16 protein-coding genes are annotated in these 15,709 nt (G+C 68.2%); 13 read left to right on the top strand and 3 right to left on the bottom strand.

The features are described from left to right. Positions 1 to 28: 28 nt before the first annotated feature. The 9 genes from E3T54_RS07260 to E3T54_RS07220 all read left to right on the top strand — a co-directional run bounded on the left by E3T54_RS07260 (position 29) and on the right by E3T54_RS07220 (position 9,497). Entirely contained in the window at positions 29 to 469 is a 441-nt protein-coding gene (locus tag E3T54_RS07260) for a DUF1697 domain-containing protein (RefSeq protein WP_198414443.1), read from the top strand. Positions 470 to 733: 264 nt separating this feature from the next. Beyond that, the gene (locus tag E3T54_RS07255) at positions 734 to 1,498 is read left to right on the top strand and encodes a YebC/PmpR family DNA-binding transcriptional regulator (protein ID WP_134475139.1); all 765 of its coding nucleotides are present in this window, start codon (positions 734 to 736) and stop codon (positions 1,496 to 1,498) included. A gap of 7 nt (positions 1,499 to 1,505) precedes the next feature. After that, entirely contained in the window at positions 1,506 to 2,123 is a 618-nt protein-coding gene (gene ruvC, locus E3T54_RS07250; protein WP_134475138.1) for a crossover junction endodeoxyribonuclease RuvC, read from the top strand. Next, positions 2,120 to 2,758 carry a Holliday junction branch migration protein RuvA gene (ruvA, locus tag E3T54_RS07245; RefSeq protein ID WP_134475137.1) on the top strand — a complete coding sequence of 213 codons (639 nt, stop codon included), beginning with the start codon at positions 2,120 to 2,122 and terminating at the stop codon, positions 2,756 to 2,758. The genes ruvC and ruvA overlap by 4 nt, the downstream gene beginning before the upstream one ends. After that, positions 2,755 to 3,804: a Holliday junction branch migration DNA helicase RuvB gene (gene ruvB / locus E3T54_RS07240; RefSeq protein ID WP_134475136.1), complete on the top strand. Its 1,050-nt coding sequence runs from the start codon at positions 2,755 to 2,757 to the stop codon at positions 3,802 to 3,804. The genes ruvA and ruvB overlap by 4 nt, the downstream gene beginning before the upstream one ends. Positions 3,805 to 3,878: 74 nt before the next feature. Continuing rightward, positions 3,879 to 4,280, top strand: coding sequence for a preprotein translocase subunit YajC (gene yajC / locus E3T54_RS07235; protein ID WP_134475135.1), 402 nt, complete (start codon positions 3,879 to 3,881; stop codon positions 4,278 to 4,280). A 66-nt stretch (positions 4,281 to 4,346) separates the two neighbouring features. Further along, positions 4,347 to 6,074 (top strand): protein translocase subunit SecD, encoded by a 1,728-nt coding sequence (gene secD / locus E3T54_RS07230; protein ID WP_134475134.1) that lies wholly within the window; start codon positions 4,347 to 4,349, stop codon positions 6,072 to 6,074. Next, complete coding sequence (gene secF, locus E3T54_RS07225) at positions 6,074 to 7,090, top strand: protein translocase subunit SecF (protein WP_134475133.1); 1,017 nt, start codon at positions 6,074 to 6,076, stop codon at positions 7,088 to 7,090. Before secD ends, secF begins: the two co-directional genes overlap by 1 nt. Before the next feature lie 154 nt (positions 7,091 to 7,244). Beyond that, the gene (locus E3T54_RS07220; RefSeq protein ID WP_092322074.1) at positions 7,245 to 9,497 is read left to right on the top strand and encodes a bifunctional (p)ppGpp synthetase/guanosine-3',5'-bis(diphosphate) 3'-pyrophosphohydrolase; all 2,253 of its coding nucleotides are present in this window, start codon (positions 7,245 to 7,247) and stop codon (positions 9,495 to 9,497) included. A 94-nt stretch (positions 9,498 to 9,591) separates the two neighbouring features. Here the strand turns inward: E3T54_RS07220 and E3T54_RS07215 are convergent, their stop codons facing one another. The 3 genes from E3T54_RS07215 to E3T54_RS07205 all read right to left on the bottom strand — a co-directional run bounded on the left by E3T54_RS07215 (position 9,592) and on the right by E3T54_RS07205 (position 12,467). Continuing rightward, positions 9,592 to 10,251 (bottom strand): hypothetical protein, encoded by a 660-nt coding sequence (locus E3T54_RS07215; protein WP_134475132.1) that lies wholly within the window; start codon positions 10,249 to 10,251, stop codon positions 9,592 to 9,594. Between the two features lie 84 nt (positions 10,252 to 10,335). Continuing rightward, the gene (locus tag E3T54_RS07210) at positions 10,336 to 11,568 is read right to left on the bottom strand and encodes a DUF349 domain-containing protein (RefSeq protein ID WP_134475131.1); all 1,233 of its coding nucleotides are present in this window, start codon (positions 11,566 to 11,568) and stop codon (positions 10,336 to 10,338) included. Positions 11,569 to 11,672: 104 nt separating this feature from the next. Further along, positions 11,673 to 12,467 (bottom strand): peptidylprolyl isomerase, encoded by a 795-nt coding sequence (locus tag E3T54_RS07205; protein ID WP_134475130.1) that lies wholly within the window; start codon positions 12,465 to 12,467, stop codon positions 11,673 to 11,675. Between the two features lie 149 nt (positions 12,468 to 12,616). Here E3T54_RS07205 and E3T54_RS07200 point away from each other — a divergent pair, with 149 nt between their 5' ends. The 4 genes from E3T54_RS07200 (at position 12,617) to E3T54_RS07185 (ending at position 15,698) form a co-directional block, all read left to right on the top strand. Continuing rightward, complete coding sequence (locus tag E3T54_RS07200) at positions 12,617 to 14,062, top strand: replication-associated recombination protein A (RefSeq protein WP_134475129.1); 1,446 nt, start codon at positions 12,617 to 12,619, stop codon at positions 14,060 to 14,062. Positions 14,063 to 14,253: 191 nt separating this feature from the next. Continuing rightward, positions 14,254 to 14,883, top strand: coding sequence for a 30S ribosomal protein S4 (gene rpsD / locus E3T54_RS07195; RefSeq protein WP_092322067.1), 630 nt, complete (start codon positions 14,254 to 14,256; stop codon positions 14,881 to 14,883). A gap of 127 nt (positions 14,884 to 15,010) precedes the next feature. Further along, positions 15,011 to 15,385, top strand: coding sequence for a DUF948 domain-containing protein (locus E3T54_RS07190; RefSeq protein WP_134475128.1), 375 nt, complete (start codon positions 15,011 to 15,013; stop codon positions 15,383 to 15,385). Positions 15,386 to 15,464: 79 nt separating this feature from the next. Then, positions 15,465 to 15,698 carry a hypothetical protein gene (locus E3T54_RS07185; protein WP_092322064.1) on the top strand — a complete coding sequence of 78 codons (234 nt, stop codon included), beginning with the start codon at positions 15,465 to 15,467 and terminating at the stop codon, positions 15,696 to 15,698. The last annotated feature ends 11 nt before the right edge of the window (positions 15,699 to 15,709 follow it).

Genomic DNA, 15,709 nt, shown 5'->3' with positions numbered 1-15,709 from the left:
GGCGCAGCGTCGTGACCGGCGCAGCGTCATGACCGCATACGTCGCCCTGTTGCGGGGCATCAACGTGAACGGCATCACGATCACCATGTCGTCGCTCCGGGACCTGTTCCGCGGCCTCGGCTTCGCCGGCGTGGAGACCGTCCTGGCCAGTGGGAACGTGCTCTTCGAGGCCGGGCCGGGGGAGAGCGACGCTTCGGCGCTCAAGGCGCGGATCCAAGCCGCCCTGTCCGAGGCCTACGACTACGAGGCCTGGATCGTGCTGCAGGGCGTCGAGACCCTCGGCCGGATCGTCGACGCTTACCCCTTCGACCCGAATCGCGAGGGCTGGCATCCGTATGTCGTTTCTCGTCTGATCCCTCGGCCCTGGCCGAGCTCCTGGCCGGTGCCGACGGACTCGACCCGGGCGACGAGCGGGTCACCGCCGGCGACGGGGTGCTCTACTGGGAGGTCCGGCGGGCGGTCGGCGTGAAAAGCCCGTTCAGCAAACTCAGCGGCAAGACGAGATACCGCTCGAGCACAACGACCAGGAACCTGCGCACCCTGCACAAGCTCATCGCCTGAGCCGTGTTGGCCGGGGCTTCCGGCCCGTTCGGGGTGCCCCGGGTTAGAATGGGCGGGCACCCGGCGGGTGCGACGACCACGCATGGCGGCGCCAGATCGCCGCACCAGCGCTGCAACACACCAGCACTGCAACAGGCCAGCGCTGCACACGAGTGAAACAAACGGGAGATGTATGTCCGGGCATTCCAAATGGGCGACAACGAAGCACCAGAAGGCGATCACCGATTCGCGGCGCGCCAAGGCCTTCGCGAAGCTGATCAAGAACATCGAGGTCGCGGCCCGCATGGGCGGCGCAGACCTCTCCGGCAACCCGACCCTGGTCGACGCCATCCAGAAGGCCAAGAAGACCTCCGTTCCGAACGACAACATCGACCGCGCCGTCAAGCGCGGCGCCGGCCTGACCGGCGACGCCGTCGACTACACGACGATCATGTACGAGGGCTACGCCGCCCACGGAGTGGCCATCATGATCGAGTGCCTCACCGACAACAAGAACCGTGCGGCAGCCGAAGTGCGCACCACGGTCACCCGCAACGGCGGCAACATGGCCGACCCGGGCAGCGTCGCCTACAACTTCCACCGCAAGGGCATCGTCGTCGTTCCCAAGAGCGACGGCCTCACCGAGGATGACGTTCTCCTCGCCGTTCTCGACGCCGGCGCAGAAGAGGTGGTCGACGACGGCGACAAGTTCGAGGTCTTCAGCGAGGCCCACGACCTCGTCGCCACCCGCACCGCGCTGCAGGACGCGGGCATCGATTACGACTCCGCCGACATCGCGTTCGTGCCGTCGCTCAAGGTGGAGGTGGATGCCGAGACCGCCCGCAAGGTCTTCCACCTCATCGACGCCCTCGAGGAACTCGACGACGTGCAGAACATCTACAGCAACTACGACCTGTCGGCCGAGGTGCAGGCGGAGCTCCAGGCCGAGTCAGCGTAACGCCGCGATGCCGGTCAGGGTGCTCGGGATCGACCCTGGCCTCACTCGCTGCGGCGTGGGCGTCGTCGACGTCTCCGGCAACCGCTCGGCGACCCTCGTCGACGTCACCGTGCTGCGGAGCGACCCCGGCCTGGCCCTCGAGCGCCGGCTGCTGCTGATCAGCGACGGCATCGAAGACATGCTCGACCGTCACCAGCCCGCGTTCGTGGCCATCGAGCGCGTGTTCGCCCAGCACAACGTGAGCACGGTCATGGGCACCGCGCAGATCAGCGGCGTCGCCCTGATGCTCGCCGCCCGGCGGGGCCTGCCGGTGTCGCTGCACACGCCGAGCGAGGTCAAGGCGGCCATCACCGGGTACGGCTCGGCCGACAAGAAACAGGTCGGCACGATGGTCGCGCGCATCCTCGGACTCGCCGAGATCCCCAAGCCGGCCGATGCCGCCGACGCGCTCGCCCTGGCCATCTGCCACGCCTGGCGCACCGGGGCCTCCGGCGGAACGCTGCCCACGCCCGCTTCGCTCGCCCCGGGCGCCCAGACCCCCGCCCAGACTCCAGCCCAGAAGGCATGGCTCGCCGCGGAGCGTAGCGCGGCAGCGTCGGTGCCGCCGCGTAGTCTTAAGCGGTGATCTCCTCCGTACGTGGCCCCGTCCTGTCCGCCCTGGGCTCGACCGTCGTGATCGAGGTCGGCGGAGTCGGCCTCGCCCTGCAGGTCACCCCGACGACCGCGCTGTCCGTGCGCGTCGGCGCCGAGGCCCGGCTCGCGACGACGCTGGTCGTGCGCGAAGACTCCCTCACCCTCTACGGCTTCCCGACCGCACCGGAGCTTGCGGTGTTCGAGCTGCTCGTCGGCGTCACCGGTGTCGGCCCGAAGTCCGCCCTCGGCGTGCTCGCGGTGCTCACCCCGAACCAGATCGCCCTGGCCGTCCAGGCCGAGGACGACGCGGCGTTCCGCAAGGTCAGCGGCATCGGACCCAAGACCGCCAAGCTGATCGTCCTGTCGCTGGCCGGCAAGGTGCAGGTGACCAGCGGGGCGCCCGCGAACCCGCGTCCGGCCGGTTCCGCCACGGTCGCCGCGAACGTGCAGGCCGCCCTGATCGGCCTGGGCTGGTCGGAACGAGTGGCGGCGCAGGCCGTCGATGAAACGCTGGCCGAGGCATCCGGCACGGAGCCCGGCGTCGCGACCGTGCTGCGCCTGGCCCTGGCCCGGCTGGGCCCCGCACACCAGAGCCCCGCTCACCAGTCGTCGGAGCGCCGGTCATGACCGGCCAGGGACTGGCCAACGATCCGGGCGTCGAAGTGACGAACCCGGTGCTTGAAGGGGAGGCCGAGCTCGCGTTCGAAGGCGCGCTCCGACCCCGCAGCATGGCCGAGTTCGTCGGTCAGCAGAAGGTGCGCGGCCAGCTGCAGCTCCTGCTCACCGCGGCGACGATGCAGAGCCGCACCCCCGACCACATCCTGCTGGCCGGCCCGCCGGGGCTCGGCAAGACCACGCTGGCCATGATCGTGGCCTTCGAGGGCAACCGTCCGCTGCGCATGTCCAGCGGGCCCGCCATCCAGCACGCCGGCGACCTCGCGGCGGTGCTCTCCTCGCTCGTGCCCGGCGAAGTGCTCTTCATCGACGAAATCCACCGGATGGCGCGCTCGGCCGAAGAGATGCTCTACCTGGCGATGGAAGACTTCCGCATCGACATCATGGTGGGCAAGGGCGCGGGGGCGACCTCCGTGCCGCTGGAACTGGCGCCCTTCACGCTCGTCGGGGCGACCACCCGCTCCGGACTGCTGCCCAACCCCCTCCGGGACCGATTCGGCTTCACCGCCCACCTCGAGTTCTACTCCGAGGCCGAGCTGGAACAGGTGCTCGGCCGGGCGGCGAAACTGCTCGAACTGCCGATCGGCCGCGACGCCCTCGCCGAGATCGCGGGCCGTTGCCGGGGAACGCCGCGCATCGCGAACCGGCTCCTCCGGCGCGTGCGCGACTACGCACTCGTGCACGGGGGAGAGGCCGACCTGGCCGCCGTCCATGCGGCGCTTGAGCTGTACGACGTCGACCCGATCGGCCTGGATCGGCTCGACCGTGAAGTCATGCGGATCATCCTGACTCGTTTTGGGGGAGGCCCGGTTGGCCTGAATACGCTGGCGGTTTCCGTCGGCGAGGAGTCCGAAACCGTCGAAGCGGTCGTCGAGCCCTTCCTGGTGCGGATAGGCTTCCTCACGCGCACCCCGAGGGGGCGGGTGGCAACACCCGCGGCGTGGCAACACTTCGGTCTCAGCAGCCCTCAGGCCGGCCTGAACCTCGATCCCCTATAATTCAAGTTGGTCCGCCGCGATCCGCACTCACCTGTAGCGGTCGTCGTACCGCAATCGGAAGGTACAAAAGTTTCATGCCAGACATCACCACCATCCTCATGCTCGCCGTCCTGGCGGTCCTCGTGTTCTTCATGTTCCGCAACGGGCGCAAGCGCAAGGCGGACCTCGAGGCCCTCCAGTCCAAGATGGTCGCCGGCGCCGAGGTCATGACCAACTTCGGCATGTACGGCACCATCGTGTCGATCGACGAGGCCGAGAACAAGGTTGCGCTCGAGATCGCACCGGGCACCGTGGTAAACATCCACCGCCAGACGATCGCCCGCGTCGTCGAGCCGACCGTCGCCGAGGCCGACGAGGCTCCCGTCGCCGAGCTCAACCAGGACAGCGGCACCGTCATGGGTGAGCCGGAGTTCGGCCAGCGCGCAGCAGGCGAAGACGGCATCGATGGCAGCACGCGCGCCAAGGGCGACGCGTAACACAACCCTCTCCCGTGCCCGCGCCCTCACGGGCGCGGGCACGAGCATAGAAAGCTGAGTTCACAGGTGGCAAAGTCGACCCCGGTCAAGAAGGCCTGGCGTTCCCTGTCCTGGTTAGGCGTGATTATCGTCGGCCTGTTCGCCCTCAATGCGGCCGGTGTCATGGGCGGGAGCGGTTCCTGGGCGCCCAAGCTTGCGCTCGACCTCGAGGGCGGCACGCAGATCATCCTGGCTCCCAAGCTCGAGTCGGGCCAGTCCGTCTCGCCCGAGCAGCTGAACCAGGCCGTGTCGATCATCCGGGAGCGTATCAACTCCGCCGGTGTGTCCGAGTCGGAGATCAACACCCAGGGTGGCAAGAACATTGTCGTGTCGATCCCGGGCACTCCCGATGACGCGACGATCAACCGGATCGAATCCTCGGCCAAGCTCGAGTTCAGGCCGGTGCTCCTGGCCGGGGCTCCCTCCGGAGACAGCGTCGGCGGGGACGGCGCTGCGGCGACTGCCACTCCGACGCCCAGCGTCGACCCGGGCAGCCTCCCGAGCACGCCCAGCGTCAAGCCCACCAACGCCAGCGACCTCAACTACGTCACCCCGGCGCTCAAGGCGCAGTACGACGCTTTCGACTGCAGCAAGATCGACAACGCCGTCGTCGCCCCGGCCGACAAGCCGCTCGTCACCTGTGAGGCCGATGGCTCCGTCAAGTACGTGCTCGGCCCGGTCGAAGTCAGCGGTTCCAACATTGCGGACGCGACCAACGGCCAGGTGACCACACAGTCCGGAGCCACCACCGGCGAGTGGGCCGTGAACATGGTCTTCGACGCCGCAGGCACCAAGGACTTCGCGACCGTCACGACCCGCCTGAGCGGGCTGCAGGGTGTGCAGAACCAGTTCGCGATCGTGCTCGACGGCTCGGTCATCTCCGCGCCGCGCACGCTCGCGGTGATCACCGACGGCAAGCCGCAGATCACCGGAAACTTCACCCAGGTGACGTCCAAGTCACTGGCCGACCAGCTCAAATTCGGCGCGCTGCCGCTGAGCTTCGCCGTGCAGAGCCAGGACACGATTTCCGCGACTCTCGGAACGGCCCAGCTGACCAGCGGTCTGATCGCCGGCCTGATCGGGCTCGTCCTGGTCGTGCTGTACTCGATCGCGCAATACCGGCTGCTCGGGCTCGTCACCGTCGCGTCACTCGTCGTCGCCGCGGTGATCACCTACCTTCTGATCACGATCCTGTCCTGGCGGGAAGGCTACCGATTGTCGCTCGCCGGTGTCGCGGGGTTGATCGTGGCAATCGGTATCACCGCCGACTCGTTCATCGTGTACTTCGAACGTGTTCGGGACGAGCTGCGGGACGGTCGTGGACTCGAATCCGCGGTCGAGACCGGCTGGAGGCGGGCCATCCGCACGATCATCGCCTCAGACGCGGTCAACTTCCTCGCCGCGGCGGTCCTGTTCATCCTCGCCGTCGGCAACGTGCGCGGATTCGCGTTCACCCTCGGCCTCACCACCATCGTCGACCTCATCGTGGTCATGCTGTTCACGCACCCGATGCTGCAGCTCCTCGCACGGACGAGATTCTTCGCCGAGGGCCACCGGTTCAGCGGGCTCGACCCGCGGGCCCTGGGTGCCGTCTATCGGGGCCGGGCCAAGTTCTTGCCCGCCCCGCAGGTTGCCTCCTCGAAGTCGGCCGCGTCGAGCCGTGAGGCCGCGAAACGCCAGACCATCGCCGAACGCAAGGCGACAGAAAAGGTCGGTTCCAGCACGAATCGGTCGACCGACGGGAAGGATTCCTAATGGCCAGCTTTGCCCAGTTCGGCAACGACCTCTACACCGGCAAGCGTTCCTTCGACATCGTCGGCCGCCGCAAGCTCTGGTACCTGATCGCCGCGGTGATGATTCTCATCGCTGTCGTCGGACCGCTGCTGCGCGGCGGCTTCGTCTTCGGCATCGAGTTCACGGGCGGTTCCGAGTTCGTCGTGTCCGACGCCACGACGCAGGACCAGGCCCCGGCAGCCGAAGCCGTCGCCAGCGTGGACCCGGCGGCCGTGCCGAAGATCTCTTCGGTCAGCAACTCGGGCGTCCGGGTGCAGACGGATCAGCTGGAGCCTGGGGCGTCCCGCGAGGTGCGCGCTGCGCTGGCCGAGGCCTACGGGGTCCCGGAGACCCAGGTGACATCGTCCTTCATCGGCCCGTCGTGGGGCGCGGACATCACCGGCCAGGCGCTCCGCGGCCTGCTGGTGTTCCTCGTGCTCGCTTCCGTCGTCATGGCGCTGTACTTCCGAACCTGGAAGATGTCCCTGGCCGCCATGGTCGCCCTGCTGCACGACCTCATCCTCACGGCCGGCTTCTACGGCCTGACCGGCTTCGAGATCACGCCGGCGGCCGTCATCGGCTTCCTCACGATCCTGGGTTACTCGCTGTACGACACCGTGGTGGTCTTCGACAAGATCAGGGAGAACACCTCGGAGGACGGACCCGAATCCCGCCGCACTTTCGCGGAGTCGGTCAACCTGGCCGTGAACCAGACCCTGGTGCGCTCGATCAACACCTCGGTCGTGGCCATGCTCCCGGTTGCGTCCATCCTGTTCATCGGCGCCTTCGTCCTCGGGGCCGGAACCCTGCGCGACATCGCCCTGGCGCTCCTGATCGGCATCTTCGTCGGCACGTACTCGACGATCTTCGTTGCCGCTCCGCTCTACGCCCAGCTCCGTACCGCGGAGCCGGAGGTTCGCAAGCGCGACAAGAAGGCGCTCGCTCTCCGCGCCAAGGCGGGCGTCGCCGCGCCGAAGCAGGAGAACCTGACCGTATGATCGGGTCTCCGGACGCGTAGGCCGAGGTGCATTCCTCGCCGGGCGAGCCGGAGGCCAACCGCCTCGTCCGGTCGCCGTTCATGGCCGGAGGGCACCCCGGGCGATGTTGTCGGCTGGATCAGCGATAATAGGCCGAGGAGAGTGAGGTGAAGCGATGACGGAGACAACAACGCCATCCACCGCTTCACTGCGCCGCCTGGTGCCGCGCATCTTTTCCCGCGCCCAGCCGGTCGGGGCCGTCGACACCCTGCTGAAGACCGTGCGGATGCATCATCCCAAGGCCGATCTCGGTGTGATCGAGCGTGCGTACACCGCTGCCGAACGTGCCCACGAGGGCCAGGTTCGCCGGAGTGGGGAACCGTACATCACCCACCCGGTGGCCGTCGCCCAGATCCTGGCCGACCTCGGCATCGGGCCGAAGACGATTGCCGCCGCGGTGCTGCACGACACCGTCGAGGACACCGCCTACACGCTCGATGCCCTGAGGGTCGACTTCGGCGACGAGATCGCGATGCTTGTCGACGGCGTCACCAAGCTCGACAAGGTCAAGTACGGCGACAGTACGCAGGCCGAGACGGTGCGCAAGATGATCGTCGCGATGTCCAAGGACATCCGCGTGCTGATCATCAAACTCGCCGACCGCCTGCACAACGCGCGCACCTGGGGCTTCGTGCCGGCCGAATCCGCCACGCGGAAGGCGACGGAGACGCTCGAGATCTACGCGCCGCTGGCTCACCGCCTGGGCATCCAGACGATCAAGTGGGAGCTCGAAGACCTCTCCTTCGCCGTGCTCTACCCCAAGCTCTACGCGGAGATCGAGAGCCTGGTCAAACAGCGCACGCCGCAGCGTGAGGAATTCGTCCAGCAAATCATCGAGTCGATCAACGACGACCTCAAGGCGGCGCGGATCCGCGGCAAGGTCGCCGGGCGCCCGAAGCAGTACTACTCGATCTACCAGAAAATGGTCGTGCGCGGCCGCGAGTTCGACGAGATCTACGATCTGGTGGGCATCCGTGTGCTCGTTAACTCGGTGCGCGACTGCTACGCCGTGCTGGGTGCGATCCACGCGAGGTGGACGCCGCTGCCCGGCCGCTTCAAGGACTACATAGCCACGCCCAAGTTCAACCTCTACCAGTCGCTGCACACGACGGTCCTGGGGCCGAACGGTCGCCCGGTCGAGATCCAGATCCGCACCCAGGAGATGCACCAGCGCGCCGAATTCGGCGTCGCGGCGCACTGGAAGTACAAGGACCAGACCACCGGCAAGAGCACCGGGCCCGGCCCGCAGAGCGACACCGACATGGCCTGGCTGGCGCACATCTCCGACTGGCAGGCCGAGACCGCAGACCCCGGCGAGTTCCTGGACTCCCTCCGGTTCGAGATCGGCGCCAAAGAGGTGTACGTGTTCACGCCGAAGGGTCGCGTCATCGGCCTGCCGGCCGGCGCGACCCCGGTCGACTTCGCCTATGCCGTGCACACCGAGGTCGGTCACCGCACCATGGGTTCCAAGGTCAACGGTCGGCTCGTGCCGCTGGAGAGCACCCTCGAGACCGGCGACGTGGTCGAGGTGTTCACGTCGAAGAACCCCGACTCCGGCCCCAGCAAGGACTGGCTGAACTTCGTCAAGAGCCCCCGGGCGCGGAACAAGATCCGGCAGTGGTTCACCAAGGAACGCCGCGATGAGGCCATCGAACAGGGTCGCGACTCGATCGCCCGGGCGATGCGCAAGCAGAACCTGCCGCTGCAGAAGCTGATGAACCAGGATTCCTTCGCCGAAGTCGCGGCGATGATGAAGTACGAGGACGTCTCTGCGCTGTATGCCGCCGTCGGCGAGGGCCATGTCTCGACCCAGTCGGTGCTCGAGAAGGTCGTGGCTTCGCTGCAAAGCGTCGAAGAAAGCGACAGCACCGACCTCCCCGTCGCCCCTCGCGGCCGCACGCAGACCCTGCGCAACAGCGACTCCGGGGTGCTCGTTCGGGGCGCCCCGGACATCCTCGTCAAGCTCGCCCGCTGCTGCACCCCGGTTCCGGGTGACAAGATCGTCGGCTTCATCACCCGCGGGTCCGGGGTGTCGGTGCACCAGGCCGCGTGCCACAACGTGCACTCGCTGCTCAAGGAGCCCGAGCGCATGATCGACGTGGAATGGGCGCCCACCTCCAAGAGCCTCTTCCTCGTGCACATCCAGATCGAAGCACTCGACCGGTCCGGCCTCCTCTCGGACGTGACGCGGGTGCTGTCCGAGCACCACGTCAACATCCTCTCCGCCACGGTCAACACCTCGAGCGACCGGCTGGCCCTCAGCCGGTTCGTCTTCGAGATGGGCGATGTGACCCACCTGGACCGGGTGCTGAACGCGGTGCGCCGGATCGACACCGTGTACGACGTGTACCGCGTCAGTGACGGCTAGTCCGTCCGTTCCCCTCTGCCCGTTCGCCCCGCGCCGACCTTGACGGTTCCGGTCGAGGTTGGCTGGTGTGCCAGTCAAACTCGACCGCAACGGGTCAACTCAGGGCCGAGACTCGAGGGCCGCGTTCGCCGGCCGCGGCGGCGAGCAGCTGTGAGGCGCGTTCCAGCCTCGCCAGCGCGATCACCTTATGCGGCAGGTTCTGGCGCCGGCAAAGCTGCTCCGCGGCGTGGGCGTCGGCGAAACCGCCGAGCCGGAGGAGTGCCGCCAGCAGCGCGACGAGCGCCCGTTCCGAGTCGGTGCCGGACGAGACTGGGCCGGTGGCGTCGGGGTCGGACCAGTCGCGACGCGACACGTCGGGGCCGGGCGACCGGGCCAGGTCGATGACCGTGCGCAGGGGAGTCGTCACCCGCAGCCCGGCGATCACCAGGGTCTCTTCCGGCCGGCAGCGCACCTCTCGCAGCTGAAGGCGCGGTGACGGCGGCACGTGGGTGCGGGCGCCGAGATCGACGCAGAAGTGGTGCCGGTGCGGCTCGGGCGCGAGGCCATAGACCCAGGCGGCGGTCATCCGCTCGGCGATCGCCCGGCCGGGGACGAGCAGGCCGGCGGCGAGGGCGCGGACGACGGGCCCGTCCGCTTCGTCGACCGGGCACCAGGAATCGCCGAGGGCGTAGACCTCGCCGTCGAGACGGGCGCCGCACAGTTCGGCGAGGGGAAGGTCATCGGGCGTGAGCACCGGGGCAAGGATGCCGGTCATCCGACCAGAGTGCGGGCCGGCGGTGCCGTTAACCGACGGTTCCGGTGATCTGTGGACAGATCACCGGACTCGACAGCGTGGATACTACTGGCCGATGGCCTTCAGCCACGCCTTGCGGGTTTCGAGCGCCTCCGTGGCCTCGGCGATCGCCTGGGCGTCCTTGCTCTCCTGCGCCGTGGCGAGCTCGGCTTCGAGCTTCGCGATGGCGTCGTTCAACTGGCCGGCGAGGCCTTCGGCGCGTGCCTTCGTCTCGGGGTTGTTGCGCTTCCAGTGCTCGTCGTCGAGCTTGCGCACGGCGGCTTCCACCTTGCGCAGGCGCTCGTCGACGACCTTGACCTGGTCGCGGGGAACCTTGCCGATGGCGTCCCAGCGACGCTGGATCGACGTGAGCGTCTCGCGCGCCCTGGTGCGGTCGGTTTCGGTCAGGAGCGCCTCGGCCTCGGTCAGGAGTTCGAGCTTCGTGGTGAGGTTGCCGGCGAATTCCTCATTGTCCTGGGCGTCGATTTCGCCCTTGGCGCCGTACAGCACGTCACCGGCCGCCTTGAACTTGGCCCACATGGCGTCGTCCTGCTTCTTGCCGGAGCGGCCCGCGTTCTTCCAGTCCTCCAGCAGGCCCCGGTAGGCCGGGATGCCGTCGGCGCCCTTGGGCGCGAGCGCCTCGGCCTTCTCGATCAGCTGCTGCTTGCGGTTGCGGACGTCCTTGTGGGCGCTGTCGAGGTCGGCGAAGAACGCCTTGCGGTTCTGCTCGATGGTGGTGCGGGCCGCGCGGAATCGCTTCCACAGTTCGTTGGCCTCGCCCTTGGGGATGCGGGGCGCGTCGTGCTGGTGGGCCTGCCACTTGGTGAACAGCTCGTCCAGCGCCGCGCTGGCCTGCTTCCACTGCGTCTTGGCCGGGTCTTCGGCGGCGAGGCGTTCGGCCTCTTCGACGATCGCGGCGCGTTCGGCGATCGCGGCTCCGGCCGCGGCCTTCGCCTCGGCGCTCTGCTGCTCGGTGAGCTCGGTCACGGCGCCGCCGAGGGCGGCGAGCCGCTCGGCGAGGGCGGCGAGGTTGCCGACGGCGTTGGCGGTGGCCACCGTCGCGGTCAGGTTGGCGACGGTCTTGGCGATGTCCGCGGCCGGCGCGCCACCCTTGGCGCGCTGTTCGAGCAGGGTGACCTGCCCGTTCAGTTCAACGTATTTGCGTTCGAAGTAGGCCAGGGCCTCTTCGGGGGTTGCGTCCGGGTACTGGCCGACTGCGCGTTCGCCCGCCGCTTCGCGCACGTAGACCGTGCCGGTTTCGTCTACGCGACCCCATGGTTGCTGATCTGTCGGAGTCAAGAGCCTCACCTTGCTGAATAGTTGCGTGCTGAGTAGTTGCGTGGCCCCGAACGGGGCAATACTGCACCCAGCCTATTGCAAGCCCGCGCGTCGCTCGCCTGAAACTACTGAACTGTTATCGCCGTGATCGTGGTCGGGACCTTCGGCGCGCCGTCCGTTTTGCCGTCCTTGGTCCCGGCATCCGTGATTTTTGCTTTCAACTCATCGAGGCCGCTCGTGATCTTGCCCAGCACGGTGTATCCGCCGGCCGCGTCGGCCGGGATGGTCGTGTCCTCGTAGACGATGAAGAACTGGCTGCCCATGCTGTACGCGTTGCCGCCCTGGCGGGCCATGGCGATCGTGCCCGCCGGGTACACGTCGTCCGCCGGGGCATTCTCAACCGGACCGTAGCTGTAGCCGGGGCCGCCCGAGCCCGTGCCGTCGGGGTCGCCGCACTGCAGCACGAAAAAGCCGCCGGTGGTGAGCCGGTGGCAGGAAACGTCGTCGTAGAAGCCGGTCCTGACCAGGTCGACCGTTGACGACACGGCCTGCGGGGCCAGTTTGCCGTCGAGTTCGAAACCGAGAGCCGAGTCGTTGAGGGTGAGTGAGCCCGTCCAGATGCGGCCCTCGGCCAGGCTGCTGGGCGGGACGTCGCCCGAGTTCGCCCCCGCCGGGGCCGACGAGCTGGGCGTGGGCGTCGCGCCCGCGCTCGGGGCCGGGGTGCCCGGCCCGCCGGTGAAGAAGAGCAGCTGCGCGCCCACGGCGAGGATCAGCACCAGGCCGAGCGCGCTCCAGGCGAGCACGTTGTCGCGCTTCCGGCGCTTCTGCTGGTGTTCGTGCACGGCCTGCCGCGCCTGGTAGGCGCGCGCCCTGGCCCTGGCCTCGCGGGACACACGGTCTTGCCTGGTGCTCGGAACCACGTCAATCCTCCAGGGGCCGCCACCGGGCGGGTAGGCAAAAAGGGGGCAGCGGTGCCGCCGCTTGAATTCTACGCAACCCGGCGGAAGCGGGCAGAGTGCCGCGCGGGGACCGGGCAGCCGCGGTCGGCGGCACAAACTACGCTGGAGTCATGTCGGATGCCCAACCGGGACTGCGCAGTGGCGCAACCCCCCTCGCCGTGCGGATGCGCCCGAAAAGCCTCGACGAGGTCGCCGGTCAGCGGCACCTGCTGACCCCCGGCTCGCCGCTGGTCAGCCTGGCCAGTGACAAGACGGGGGAGCGGGGCTCGGTTTCGGTCATCCTCTGGGGCCCGCCCGGGACGGGCAAGACGACCCTGGCCCAGGCCATCGCCCACAGCTCCGGCCGCCGCTTCGTCGAACTCTCGGCCGTTTCCGCCGGTGTGCGCGATGTCCGCCAGGTGATGGAGGAGGCACGCACCAGCCGCGACCTTTACGGGCTGTCGACGGTGCTCTTCCTCGACGAGATCCACCGTTTCAGCAAGGCCCAGCAGGATGCCCTGCTTCCGGGCGTGGAGAACGGGGTGATCATCCTCGTGGCGGCGACCACCGAGAATCCCTCCTTCTCGGTCATCTCGCCGCTGCTGTCCCGGTCGCTCCTGCTGACCCTCGAAACGCTCAGCGACGACGACCTCGCCATCGTGGTCGACCGCGCCGTCGTGGATCCCCGGGGTCTCGCCGACAAGTTCGTGCTTGACGGCGAGGCGCGCGCGGCGATCATCCGGCTCGCGTCCGGAGACGCCCGGCGCGCGCTCACCGCGCTCGAGGCGGCTTCCGTCAGTGCCGCCACAACCAGTGCCGCCACAACCAGTGCCGCCACAACCAGTGCCGCCACGACCAGTGCCGCCACGGCCAGTGCAGCCACGGCCAGTGCAGCCACGGCCAGTGCAGCCACGACCACCGATGAGGGCACCGACACCAGGCCCGTGATCACCACGGAGATCGTCTCGCTCGCCGTCGACCGCGCGCTGCTCCGCTACGACCGCAACGGCGACGAGCACTACGACGTGATCAGCGCGTTCATCAAGTCGGTGCGCGGCTCCGACGTCGACGCGTCGCTGCACTACCTGGCCCGCATGATCGAGGCCGGGGAAGACCCGCGCTTCATCTGCCGGCGCATCATCGTTCTCGCCTCGGAAGACATCGGGATGGCGGACCCGCAGTCGCTCGTGATCGCCATCGCCGCCGCGGACGCCGTGCAGTACATCGGCATGCCCGAGGGCAGGATTCCGCTCGCCCAGGCCGTGGTGCACCTCGCGACGGCCCCCAAGTCCAACGCCGCCTACCTGGCGCTGGATGCCGCCATCGCCGACGTGCGGGCGGGCAAGACCGGCCGGGTGCCCAAGCACCTGCGCGACGGGCACTACCCGGGCGCCAAGCGACTCGGCCACGGCAAGGGCTACAAGTACCCGCACGACGACGCGCTCGGCGTGCTCGCCCAGCAGTATCCGCCGAACGAGCTCAAGACCGTGCGTTATTACGAACCCACCGAACACGGCCATGAGCGCGAGGTCTCGTCGCGCCTCGCGAAGCTGCGCCGGATCATCCGCGGCGGGTAGACGCTGTGTTAGTCTGAAGGCTGCCTACAACTGGTTTTGGCGTGCGGCTGCGCCCAACTCCGGTTTGGATGGGATTCGCTCTGTAGCCGAGCGGCCCGTGGCACCACCCCTCTGATCTCCCATGACGCCCGTGTGTTTGTAGCGCGTGCGCCCTGGCTTCCCTGTGTTTGAGTCTCCATCGAAAGGAACCCGTGTCTACCAAGTCACGTACCCGCAGCAAGACCCGCCTCTCTCGTGCACTGGGCATCGCCCTGACCCCGAAGGCGGCCAAGTACCTCGAGAAGCGTCCGTACGCTCCGGGCGAGCACGGCCGTACCAAGCGCAAGACCGACTCGGACTACGCCGTGCGCCTGCGCGAAAAGCAGCGCTTGCGTGCCCAGTACGGCATCCGCGAGGCTCAGCTCAAGATCGCCTTCCAGGAAGCGCGTCGCGCCCAGGGCCTGACCGGTGAGAACCTGGTCGAGATCCTCGAGACCCGTCTCGACGCTCTCCTCGTGCGCTCGGCCATCGCCCGCACGACCGCCCAGGCCCGTCAGATGATCGTGCACCGTCACATCCTCGTCGACGGCCAGCTGGTCGACCGTCCGTCTTTCCGCGTGAAGCCGGGTCAGCTCATGCACGTCAAGCCCAAGAGCGAGGGCATGGAGCCGTTCCAGGTTGCAGCCGCCGGCGGCCACGTCGACCTGCTCCCCAAGCTCCCGGTCTACCTCGAGGTCGAACTGGACAAGCTGCAGGCCCGCCTCGTGCGTCGCCCCAAGCGCATCGAAATCCCCGTGACGTGTGAAGTCCAGCTCGTCGTCGAGTACTACGCAGCGCGCTAGCTCACCGGGCACCCCCCTGGGGTGCCGCGTCTGAACTACGCTTGAGGGCGGGTCACCCAGTGGGTGGCCCGCCCTTCGCGTATTTCGCGACCAATGCATGCCGATTCCGGAATGGAAGGTGTTGTCAATGTCAGGTGGAGATATCGCCGGATTGATCGCCGCAGGAGTTTTCGCGGTCCTGGTGGGCGTCCTCGCCCTGCCGCTGGTCAAGCTCGGGCGCGTTTTCGACGAGACCACCCTGGCCATCCGCGAGCTGAGCCGCGAGGTCGCGCCCCTGTTCCAGGAAGGCACGACGACCATCCGGGAAACGAACCAGCAGCTTGCCAGGGTCGACACCATCACCAGCAATATCGCGGATGCCACCGGCAACGCCTCCGCCCTCGTCGCCCTGTTCGCGTCAACGGTGGGTGGCCCGCTGATCAAGCTGGCCGGCTTCTCGGCCGGTGTGCGTGCGGCGTTCCGGGCCGGCCGCCCCGGCGGCGCCCGCCGCCGGCGCGCCTAGACCGCTACGCTGGATTCAGATCGTTGCGTCTCCGCCGCGAGTCGCCGAACAGTCGCAACACACATCAGGGAGTACCGAAATGAAGAATGTCATCTGGCTGGCCGTTGGCGTAGCAGTCGGTTTCGTCCTCGCGCACGAGGCGAACAAGACCCAGCAGGGCAAGCAGTTCTTCAACGACCTCGACGCGAAGGCCCGCGAGTTCGGTGAAGCCATTTCGGATGGCTACCGCGAGCGGGAGGCCGAACTGCGCGCCGCCCTCGGCGACGTCGACACGGCCGTCGACAAGGCCCTCGACGGCGTGACGAAGCCGTAGGCAGCACCCCC

This window comes from Cryobacterium sp. Sr8 (assembly GCF_004403225.1).
GTDB classification, from domain to species: domain Bacteria; phylum Actinomycetota; class Actinomycetes; order Actinomycetales; family Microbacteriaceae; genus Cryobacterium; species Cryobacterium psychrotolerans.
The sequence above is the reverse complement of the archived record's forward strand: the minus strand, read 5'-3'. Positions and strand labels throughout refer to the sequence as shown.